This is a genomic window from uncultured Holdemanella sp. (genome assembly GCF_934772795.1).
Lineage (GTDB): Bacteria > Bacillota_I > Bacilli_A > Erysipelotrichales > Erysipelotrichaceae > Holdemanella.
The window spans coordinates 1-9,702 of record NZ_CAKVMR010000077.1 but is presented as its reverse complement, the minus strand read 5'-3'; the positions used below and the strand labels follow the sequence as shown (position 1 = coordinate 9,702).

General features: G+C 33.6%; 12 protein-coding genes and 1 riboswitch. Of the genes, 1 reads left to right on the top strand and 11 read right to left on the bottom strand.

Annotated features, from left to right (window positions below):
* The 3 genes from Q0F04_RS10570 to Q0F04_RS10560 form a co-directional block, all read right to left on the bottom strand.
* A partial coding sequence (locus Q0F04_RS10570; RefSeq protein WP_295753102.1) for a hypothetical protein occupies positions 1–212 on the bottom strand: 212 nt, incomplete at its 3' end.
* Between the two features lie 35 nt (positions 213–247).
* On the bottom strand, positions 248–493 hold the full coding sequence (locus Q0F04_RS10565) for a hypothetical protein (RefSeq protein WP_117571562.1): 246 nt from the start codon (positions 491–493) through the stop codon (positions 248–250).
* A gap of 79 nt (positions 494–572) precedes the next feature.
* On the bottom strand, positions 573–1,589 hold the full coding sequence (locus tag Q0F04_RS10560; protein WP_295753100.1) for a nucleoid-associated protein: 1,017 nt from the start codon (positions 1,587–1,589) through the stop codon (positions 573–575).
* Between the two features lie 58 nt (positions 1,590–1,647).
* On the opposite strand from Q0F04_RS10560, the gene Q0F04_RS10555 reads away from it, so the two are divergent.
* A complete protein-coding gene (locus Q0F04_RS10555; RefSeq protein ID WP_295753097.1) occupies positions 1,648–2,778 on the top strand; it encodes a GTP-binding protein in 1,131 nt (376 codons plus the stop codon).
* A 14-nt stretch (positions 2,779–2,792) separates the two neighbouring features.
* Here the strand turns inward: Q0F04_RS10555 and Q0F04_RS10550 are convergent, their stop codons facing one another.
* From Q0F04_RS10550 to Q0F04_RS10515, 8 genes are all read right to left on the bottom strand, one after another.
* The gene (locus Q0F04_RS10550) at positions 2,793–3,476 is read right to left on the bottom strand and encodes a TatD family hydrolase (RefSeq protein WP_295753095.1); all 684 of its coding nucleotides are present in this window, start codon (positions 3,474–3,476) and stop codon (positions 2,793–2,795) included.
* Positions 3,469–4,203, bottom strand: a complete 735-nt coding sequence (locus tag Q0F04_RS10545) for an ABC transporter ATP-binding protein (RefSeq protein ID WP_295753091.1) — start codon at positions 4,201–4,203, stop codon at positions 3,469–3,471. Before Q0F04_RS10545 ends, Q0F04_RS10550 begins: the two co-directional genes overlap by 8 nt.
* Positions 4,203–5,204 carry an ABC transporter substrate-binding protein gene (locus Q0F04_RS10540; protein WP_295753089.1) on the bottom strand — a complete coding sequence of 334 codons (1,002 nt, stop codon included), beginning with the start codon at positions 5,202–5,204 and terminating at the stop codon, positions 4,203–4,205. The genes Q0F04_RS10545 and Q0F04_RS10540 overlap by 1 nt, the downstream gene beginning before the upstream one ends.
* On the bottom strand, positions 5,201–5,962 hold the full coding sequence (locus tag Q0F04_RS10535; protein ID WP_295753088.1) for an ABC transporter permease: 762 nt from the start codon (positions 5,960–5,962) through the stop codon (positions 5,201–5,203). The genes Q0F04_RS10540 and Q0F04_RS10535 overlap by 4 nt, the downstream gene beginning before the upstream one ends.
* A gap of 42 nt (positions 5,963–6,004) precedes the next feature.
* Positions 6,005–6,091: riboswitch (TPP riboswitch) on the bottom strand.
* A 31-nt stretch (positions 6,092–6,122) separates the two neighbouring features.
* A complete protein-coding gene (locus Q0F04_RS10530; RefSeq protein ID WP_295753086.1) occupies positions 6,123–6,659 on the bottom strand; it encodes a shikimate kinase in 537 nt (178 codons plus the stop codon).
* An 8-nt stretch (positions 6,660–6,667) separates the two neighbouring features.
* Positions 6,668–7,246 (bottom strand): RQC-minor-1 family DNA-binding protein, encoded by a 579-nt coding sequence (locus Q0F04_RS10525; RefSeq protein WP_295753084.1) that lies wholly within the window; start codon positions 7,244–7,246, stop codon positions 6,668–6,670.
* A 13-nt stretch (positions 7,247–7,259) separates the two neighbouring features.
* Entirely contained in the window at positions 7,260–7,970 is a 711-nt protein-coding gene (locus Q0F04_RS10520; RefSeq protein ID WP_295753082.1) for a TraX family protein, read from the bottom strand.
* Positions 7,967–9,622, bottom strand: a complete 1,656-nt coding sequence (locus Q0F04_RS10515; RefSeq protein WP_295753104.1) for a DUF975 family protein — start codon at positions 9,620–9,622, stop codon at positions 7,967–7,969. Before Q0F04_RS10515 ends, Q0F04_RS10520 begins: the two co-directional genes overlap by 4 nt.
* Between the last annotated feature and the right edge of the window lie 80 nt (positions 9,623–9,702).

Sequence of the window (9,702 nt, the reverse complement as noted above, 5' to 3'; positions counted from 1 at the left end):
ATAATCAACAAATTGTGACAATTCGACAGTTTTTCACATACCGCATTCCCCTGTTCCGAAACCAAAATCTTAATATACAAGGAAAAGCTCAACGCTTTAAAAAATGTTAATCCTGTCGCTTTAGCCATCATCCCATACGCTATTCCAACAGGAATATATCCCAAAATAATCGGAGTTGCTGCCTTGGCCCCTTCTTTAAAATCTTTCTTCATAATCATTTCCTAAAGAAAAAAGAAACAGTATAAAACTATTTCTCTTCTTCCTTCTTCTTAAACATTTCACTAAATACGCCTAACGCATAGAATAGCACACTAAAGCAGATGCTTTCATAGCATGTTGTGATCATATACAAAATCAAATTCACTACACTTAAGTTTGTGCTGTAATATGAAGTAAACGTATTATATGCTTGGATTGCCGCGTAGCACGTATAAGCTAATGATAAAACGGCAAATACATACAATAGAATTGTTAATGCATTTTTATTTTTCATTTGAAATACCCCCTTTAAATAATGACATAATTAAACCACTATTTTAGGATTTATACAAATTGAATTCTTTCAGTTTATTTTAAGCAAACGCATCATACGTATCATCATCCTCACAGACAATTTGAATAACGCGCTTTCCATCCACTACTGTAGATACAATCTTATCCGGATATTCCATGGCATCCGAACGAATCGTTAGTTCAATACCTTGGGATAACTGGAATTTTTTTGTACGTTTATTATTCAAGCTTTCAGGAACCACCTTAAATTCTGTATCAAAATTTTTACGTTCAGGAAGCGCCAATAAACAATCTTTGATAACCTCCTTTTCAATGTCTTCTTCACTAAAAGAATACGAATCAATTAAATTATCAATACACTGATTGTAGTTTAACTGCTGTGGTGTATTCATCACATTCTGTAATTCACTCGATAACTTTACATAATCTTTTTTAGAAACAGGCTCTACTGCACTTTTTAATTCATTATCCACGGCCTTAAACGCTGAATATGTATTTTTGGCATCATCTCTTGCTTCGTCTAACTCCAAGAATGAAACTGTCCAATATTTTGCCATAGTATCTGAATATGCCTTAACATCTTTAAATACAATGTGCGAATTAATTTCATACATTGAAAATACAGCTGATTTCCACAATGATTTCTTATCTCCTGAAAATCCATACTTCTTTGATAAATCATTTCCATCATACCATTTTGAATGTTCCACTTTGGCAACCACAAATAAAAGTTCATCACTACTATTTTGTACCAAAACCTGAATCAAACTTCCCTTTTTTACATTCGAACCCATGCGATAGATTTTGGCCTGTGCTAAGCGCTCACTCGTCAATAATTTATCCGCAATACTATCTGTAAGAACTTCACATTTGTCTTGATTTAAAGCCATTTGACGAATACACGAAACCACTTGTGTTTGTTCATCATGAATGGTATACATTTTATTTTTTTCATTTGCGTTTGCATACTCAATATATTCTTTCACAAAGACTTGGAATTCTTCAGGCATCTCTTTTCTTTGTACTGTATCATTATCTAAATCCAATATATGGAAGGATGTATATAAAATTGTCATAAAAAATTTACTCCTTTTTATCTCAAATATTATACAATAAGTAAAGGAGGTTTTAAAAATGAAAAGAAAATCGATACCTATTTTATTATTAACCGGCTATTTAGGAGCTGGTAAAACCACTTTATTGAATCACATTCTAAAAAATCAAGAAGGATATAAAGTTGCGATCATCGTTAATGACATTGGTGAAATCAATGTGGATCAAAAACTAATTGATAAAAATGCACAAATTCAAAAAGAAGACACAGACGTTGTAGGTCTTACCAATGGATGTATTTGTTGCACACTAAAACTAGATCTATTACAACAACTCTCAGCCTTAGCCTCATCCAATAAGTTTGATTACATCATCATTGAAGCGAGTGGTATTTGCGAACCAATCCCCATTGCGCAAACCATTACAGCCGCCAATGAAACACTATATTCTAGAGGATTACCAGAACTATTCCACTTAGACAACATCATCTGTGTAGCCGATGCTGCTAGGTTGTCAAATGAATTCAATTGTGGTAAACACTTGTTAGAACCTTGTGAAGATGAAGATTCGCTAGACTCTTTATTGATGCAGCAACTCGAATTCTGTAATACCGTTATCTTAAACAAAGCAGAAACAGTCAACGAAGAAGAAAAAAATGAAATAAAGGCTGTCATTCATAAACTATGCAAAGATGCCGGAATCATTGAGGCTAGCTTTGGTCAGGTCAATTTAGAAGAGCTTTTAAACACACATAACTTTGATTATGAAAAAGCCCAAAACAATATTGGCTGGCTTCATGAAATCGAAGAACATGAACATCATCATGATCATGAACACGAAGGTGAAGCTTTAGAATACGGAATTTCTACTTTTGTGTGGCAAACAAGAAAACCATTGAATTTAAAGAAATTCACTAATTTATTAAACAACTATCCAAATGTCATTCGTACAAAAGGCTATGTATGGTTTGATAATCAACCTGACTCGGCCTACTTATTTGAACAAGCCGGCAAATTAAATTCCCTTACAGAAGATTCATTATGGATCGCATCAGCTCCAAAACAAGATCAAATTGATTTATTGAAGGCCAATCCACAGCTTGCCAAAAACTGGGATGAAGAATATGGAGATCGAATCAATCAATTGGTCTTTATTGGAAAGAATATGGATGAAGAACAAATAAAAAGACAGTTCAATGACTGTCTTGCCTAGGAGAAGAAATTCTCCTATTTTTTTATTAACTTTGAAAAGTTTTGATCCAAAATTCTTTCAACTTCGGAATACGATTGATTCTTTAACGAAGCCACCATAGTAATTTCATTTTGTAGAGCCGCTATATAATCGTCACTATCAATAGCCCATTTAACGGCCTCAATACCATCCGATTCCATTAATAGCTTATCAATCGATACTTGTTCAACCAACCGCGTTACTTCCTCTTCTTTTCCAATCGAAGGACCAATCGTGAAATAAGATACCACTTCATCATATTCTTTGACATAATCCATACAACCATACCAATGTACAACATAGGTATTTGGGTATTTACGAATCAATTCTAGTATCATCTTTTCCTGACCTTTTGTATGAAGAATAACTGGTTTATTTAAAGCTCGTGCAAGCTGAAGTTGTTTTTCAAACACTTCTTTTTGAACAGCTAAATCCACATCACACCACACACTATCCATGCCAATTTCACCAATGATAGGTGCCTTTTCCAACAAAGGCAGCATAGATTCCAATGTATCTAAACTGGCATTCCAAGGATGTACTCCACAAGAATAAAATAAATGTTTTTGATGAACCAATTCATATTCTTTTTCATTTGCGACGTTACAAATACCAGAAATTCCATATTCATTCTGTAATGCATTTATTTCTTTTGAATAATGATAATGTGCATCATGCATGATTTTCACCCTTCAACAATTCATAGACCTGCTTTTTCAAATCACTTTGTGAAAATAACCAATCTCTCGATTTCTTTTCTTTAGATAAGTCTATTTCCTGCAAGATATGACTTGGCTTATTCGATAAAATCAAAATACGATCCGATAAATATAAAGCTTCATCAATATCATGTGTAACTAATAAAGTAGTACGATTATACTTCTTTCTTAATTCTAATAACCAATCTTGCATATCATTTCGAGTAATAACGTCCAACGCTCCAAATGGTTCATCCAACAAAAGAATATCCGCCTTACATAAAGAAGTTCTTAAGAAGGCTGCTCTTTGGCGCATACCTCCTGAAAGACTAGAAGGATATGCATTTTCATATCCAGAAAGGCCAAATGTTTCAAATTCTTTTAAAGCTCTTTGTCTAATTGATTTATCATGATTGATTTCGCCATACAGACAAACATTGTCTAAAATGGTTCTCCATTCCAGTAATAAATCACTTTGTGGCATATACGCAAAATGACTACTAATACCTGTGATCCGTTCATCATCCACAAATACCGAACCAGAATGATCTTCAATTAATCCGGCCAATACATTTAGAATGGTTGATTTACCACATCCACTTGGCCCTAGAATGGAAACAAATTCTCCTTCTTGAATCGAAAAAGAAATATCGTGTAATATTTCTTTTCCCGAAAATTCAAGATTTAGTTTTTCAACCTGCAGCTTCATTATTTCACAAACTCGTTAGTATATTGGTCTTTCGCATCAATCTTTTGACTGATCAATCCTGTTTCATACATAAAATCTGTATAATTATCCCATACAGAATCTTTCATAACACCCCATGAATCTGCATCTTTCGCATATTGGCTACTTAAATATTTTTGACTTTCTTTAAGGAATTTCAAATCTGTATCTGACAATGCATCCTCATGTAAGATTTCAGCTGCTTTACTTGGATGATCAATCGCATATTCATATCCTTTTTTAGTAGCTTCCATAAATTTTTTAACTGTATCTGAATTCTTTTTAATCATCTTGTTGTTGGTGATGATCACTGGAGTATAGTAATCCAAACGACTATCTAAATCCGCTAATGGCATATAGTTTAAATCATATCCATCTTGTAGTGCTTTGATAATAGCCCAACCATAGAATTCCCATCCTAGGTTCACTTTATTTTTACCAACTTCATCACTAAGTCCTGCAATACCAGATCCATCAGATCCTACGATGTTTAACTTACTGAAATCAGCACCCGCTTCATTCATAACCGCTTTAATTACGGCTTCTTCACTTGGTGCTCCCCATCCTGCATATGTTTTTCCTTCAAAATCCTTTACAGAATTGATGTTTGCACTCTTTAAAGAAACAAATCCTGAAGTATTGTGCTGGATAATTGTCGCAATTGTTTTAATTGGAAGTGGATCTTCACTTGTTAGGGCATATGTAACATCTTCCTGGTAAGAAACCCCAAAATCAGCTTTTCCTGCCGCTACCATTGAAGTTGTCGCATTGTCACCTGGTTCAATGATATCTACATCTAAACCAGCATCTTTATAATATCCTTTGTTTTTAGCTACATAGAAACCAGTGTGGTTTGTGTTTGGCGTATAATCCAACATCAATGTAACCTTTGTCAATTCTTTTTTATCAGAATCCGATGTTTGAGCACAGCCAACTAAACTTAACGCAACAGCAGCTGCACACATAGCCTTTAAAATCTTCATTTTCTTTCTCCTTTTCGTAAATGTGGAAACAATATCTTTTCCAATAAAGACACCCCTAAATTCAATAGGATGCTCCAAAATATAATCATTAGTACACACGCAAAAACTTTATCTAACATATACCCGTTTTTTACACGAAGCATATAGTAACCAAGTCCTGCTCTACTTGAAAGCCACTCTCCTACAATAGCTCCACCCACACAATAGGTTGCCGCTACCTTTAATCCAGAGAATAAGCCTATGGCACCAGATGGAATTTTTACAATTTTATAGATTTGAAATAGATTGGCCCCAAAACTTCTCAATAAATTAATTTCTTTTTCACTCACTTGTGACAAAGCATCCGTAAAGGATATCGCAATAGGGAAAAAACACATAAATATGACAATTAAGACTTTTGGCAACAAATCAAAGCCAAACCAAATTGAAAATAACGGTCCTAAAACCATGATGGGAACGGTTTGTGTGACAATCAAATATGGATAAATACTTGTCTTAAATGTTTTCGATAGATCCATACAAATTGAAATAAGTATCGCAAAGAAAGTACTAATCAATAATCCTAAGATGGATTCTTCCAACGTAACAAGCGAATGTTGCATTAGAATATCAAAATTTTCAATAAGCGCACTGATGATTTTTGATGGACTTGGCAAAATATAAAGTGAAATATCAAATACACGTACATATAATTCCCAGCCACCAATCACTAGAATAAACACAAGCAATGGCATGACAATTCTACGATTTTTTCTCATTATTGCCTCCTTTCCAAACAAAAAAGGCACCCTAGAGTGCCACTATCAATCGATATGACTCCCTACGCTAGAATTAACCAGATCAGGTAATAAGGGTTTTTCTCAGCATTTGCACCCCTGTCATGTATGTTTTTACTTGCCCATTGATTATATCACAATCTTAGACTAATTTATATTTCTTGCATATATCCTCAACAATTTCATCTAAACTTTTACCATCCATCGAAATCGAATCCATTTTTGATGCATACAAAGTATGGAAATAATTAAGATCCGCCTGTATTTCACGCATATAATACGCCTTATGCTTATCTAAATACGATCGAGGAATGTGCAAAAGATTATCATTATCATCAGTAAACACCAAGCGTTTAAAAATATTTTCTGCTCGATCTGTTAAGTCGAAACAAATAATATCTGAATCTTCAAAGAAGTCTTCATACGCATCCAAATATGCGATAGGACTTAATGCGATGACAACATTTTCCTTTTCTTTGATCCAAGAAGAAATCATTTCTGCACGTATTTCATCACGTTCATATTGATCATTATATTCATTTTGAAAACCAAGCATTGTTCCATACTTTTCTTTGATTTTCGTATCCATATCGATAAAATCGTACCCTATTTTCTTTGCCAACAATTCACCAATAGTTGTCTTTCCAATGTTACCCATCCCAAATATTAATATTTTCATATTCACCTCTATAAATTCTTGCTTATCTTATTTTCTACTTCTGCAATTCTTGCCGCAACTTTTTTCACTTCCATCATCTTCCATGCTTCTAAGTAAGGTAGAAATTCATCAGTTCCATCTTTCTCGATTTTATCAAGTACACGCATGACAACCTGTCTATTTACTTCTTTCATCTCAAATAGGACACAAGCCTTTTTTTCTTCTACATCTAAGCATATTCTCTGATAAAGTTCTTGGGCAAATGTTTCTTTTTCTATTTGCCATCCTTTATCTGAAAACACCAATAAAGGTAGACGATAATCATACTCAATTCTGAGATAATCTTCCTTGATCATCCAATCAATGCATTTTGCGATATCATCCAACTTCATATCCTGATAATATCCATAAGCAGGACATTCATTTAGTTTATGTTCAAATATCTTTTTATCCTTTGAACCTTTTAATATTTTAGCCAACATGCTTCTTCCACCTGTCGAAATCAATTCATCTGCCCCTCTTAAAATCATTCGTATATCTTCCTGTGGCAAATTTTTAATTTCTCCTGCATCAAGAATGACTGGCACTCTACGTACTTTTCTACTCATACATTCTTTACCTCTACATCATTACACGAATCAATCCGCACAAAACCAAATGTCCCACATAAAACCAATAAAAGAACCACTTCATAAATGTGCTCTTTCCTCTTGTTCCATCATATAAAGACATAATTGGATATACTAAAATAATCCCAAACTGTAATAAACCATATACTACATCTATGCATAAACAATAAACAAGAACATACATAGAAATATATAGAGCCATACCTAAGACTTGTTTTTTTAAATTGCCTTGATTTTTATAAATATGGTTTGTACAAAGAACGGGAAAACAAGACCAATCACTTGGAAATGCCAATAAACATAGAATTAGAATACAACCTATCTTCTTTGCATCTTTCCAATCTTGATCTTCTACCCATAAGCCAATCACAGATAAGAAGAGTGGCCAAATAATGCTTGTCTGATTTAACACAGAATCTTTTAAGGGAATCAAAGATATGCCAAAACAGAAGTTATACGCAAAGTGAGCTATGATTGAAAAGACAAATAATCTTTCTAAATATTTCTTTAAACTGTGCGTATGCGTATAGCCTTCCACTACCATAAACCACATAATAGGAGCAGCTACTCGTCCGATCAAATGAATCAATAAAAGCCACCAGAATTTTTCATAATTTGGATACAACGTAGTTGCGAAATGATCCATAAACATCGCAATAATCGCAATCATCTTGATTTGATTTCCATTTAACTTTTTTATCATCTTGTCACACCCTCTCCTACATTAGGTTCAAAATGCGAATAAATCACATCCCCACCAAATAAAAGAAGTAAAACTAAACATGCAGCCGATAATTTTTTATTCAAGTGTTCCTTTACCCAGTTGTCAATTAATGGCGCAACCACATAGACGAATGCCATGCCACCAATGCCAAACACTAATAAGCCTTCCGCACAAATTCTTCCATGAAGATTTAAGAAGTAGCCTGTATAATCCCACCATTTCTGACCATTATGCGTAAGTTCTAAAAAGAATCCTGTGAAATATTCAATACATCCGCACAAAAGTACGGCCATACTAAATTCAACTTTGGGTCGCATTCTAAATCGTTTTAATAAAAGTAAAATCAAAACACAGCCAAAACCATAAATAGGAATCCATGGACCATGTAAAACACCACGATTCACAAATTTTCCATAGCTGATCATTGAAAGACTGACTTCCCAGATCCATCCGACAAAACACATAAAGAAGAAACATACTAAAATAGATGTTAATGTGTAATTTCGATTTGGATGCAACACACGAAGATTCGATTTCTTATACTCTTCTTCAATTGGCGACAACCTTACAGGATAACATAATAAATACACTTCGGTAATCATCGTTTCAGCTTCCATTTTATTATAGGTATATCTTTCATATTGTTTTTCTTTTGAACTCAAATGAAAGATGATTCCAAAATTATCACACAAGAATTTTTTAACGCCCGTATACGCATTTTCTATTGGATTCTTCGCATTTAATGCTGAAATGACATCAGAATATGTATTTCGCATCAAAGCACTACTTGGTTTTTCAAATAAATACGTATCATTTAATATGGCACTATGAAATTCTTTTCTTCTTAATGTATAAAATTCACACATCACTGACATACGATACATATTCGAATAGAATATAGCGCTAATTCCAAATGTACAAACATCGAGAATGTACCATCCGGCCATAGATAATTGCCACTTAAAACATTCAAACTTGTGCCCCTTCATCATATTACGAGATAGAGAAAATGCATCTTTTAAAGATATTGTTGGATTCTCTGCCAAAATATAATCCACTAAAAAATATACATAGTAAAAGTAAATGCCTCCTATAACAGTCAAATTCATAACTGTCATAATGATTGATTTCACTAACTTCACAAACGCAACATGCATCTGTTTACGAATACGCATTAAATAAACCAATCGATCAAGTGGCAGCTTGGCATAGACTCTTCCTTCTAAAAACAGTCTACGATTAATAACTGGCAATACATTGACAATATATACTCTATAGAGCACGGATATACATAAACCCATCACGACAAAACAAATACTCGCAATATCTTTAGAATGAACTATGGTTGATAATCCTAAAAACAGTGTCTTCACAAAAGATCCCGAAGTAATTCCATTTACCACATGCGCAAATACACCATTACTCGTACCAAAAACACCTTCAGGAAATAAAAATGTCATGGACTTCACAAAAGAAGAGTGCATCAATAAGCCTGAAACACTTTTGGCATTATCTTGTTTTAAAAGAGATAAAGTAGAACTGAATTCACTTCCCATAATTACTGCCGCAAGACATAGCACTAAATAAGTCGCATAATGAGTTTTTACATTTTTATGTGCATTTTTCTTAATTTCCCTGAATTATTCATGAAAAGATAATAAAAGAAGATTAGCCTTGTTGGTGGATCCAAATTGGCTAATCTTTTTCATTT

Excerpts from the sequence above, each read along its gene's own strand:
- Q0F04_RS10545 (WP_295753091.1), bottom strand. The coding sequence starts at position 4,203 with ATGAAGCTGCAGGTTGAAAAACTAAATCTTGAATTTTCGGGAAAAGAA.
- Q0F04_RS10525 (WP_295753084.1), bottom strand. The coding sequence starts at position 7,246 with ATGAGTAGAAAAGTACGTAGAGTGCCAGTCATTCTTGATGCAGGAGAA.
- Q0F04_RS10565 (WP_117571562.1), bottom strand. The coding sequence starts at position 493 with ATGAAAAATAAAAATGCATTAACAATTCTATTGTATGTATTTGCCGTT.
- Q0F04_RS10550 (WP_295753095.1), bottom strand. The coding sequence starts at position 3,476 with ATGCATGATGCACATTATCATTATTCAAAAGAAATAAATGCATTACAG.
- Q0F04_RS10535 (WP_295753088.1), bottom strand. The coding sequence starts at position 5,962 with ATGAGAAAAAATCGTAGAATTGTCATGCCATTGCTTGTGTTTATTCTA.
- Q0F04_RS10560 (WP_295753100.1), bottom strand. The coding sequence starts at position 1,589 with ATGACAATTTTATATACATCCTTCCATATATTGGATTTAGATAATGAT.
- Q0F04_RS10555 (WP_295753097.1), top strand. The coding sequence starts at position 1,648 with ATGAAAAGAAAATCGATACCTATTTTATTATTAACCGGCTATTTAGGA.
- Q0F04_RS10540 (WP_295753089.1), bottom strand. The coding sequence starts at position 5,204 with ATGAAGATTTTAAAGGCTATGTGTGCAGCTGCTGTTGCGTTAAGTTTA.
- Q0F04_RS10520 (WP_295753082.1), bottom strand. The coding sequence starts at position 7,970 with ATGATAAAAAAGTTAAATGGAAATCAAATCAAGATGATTGCGATTATT.
- Q0F04_RS10530 (WP_295753086.1), bottom strand. The coding sequence starts at position 6,659 with ATGAAAATATTAATATTTGGGATGGGTAACATTGGAAAGACAACTATT.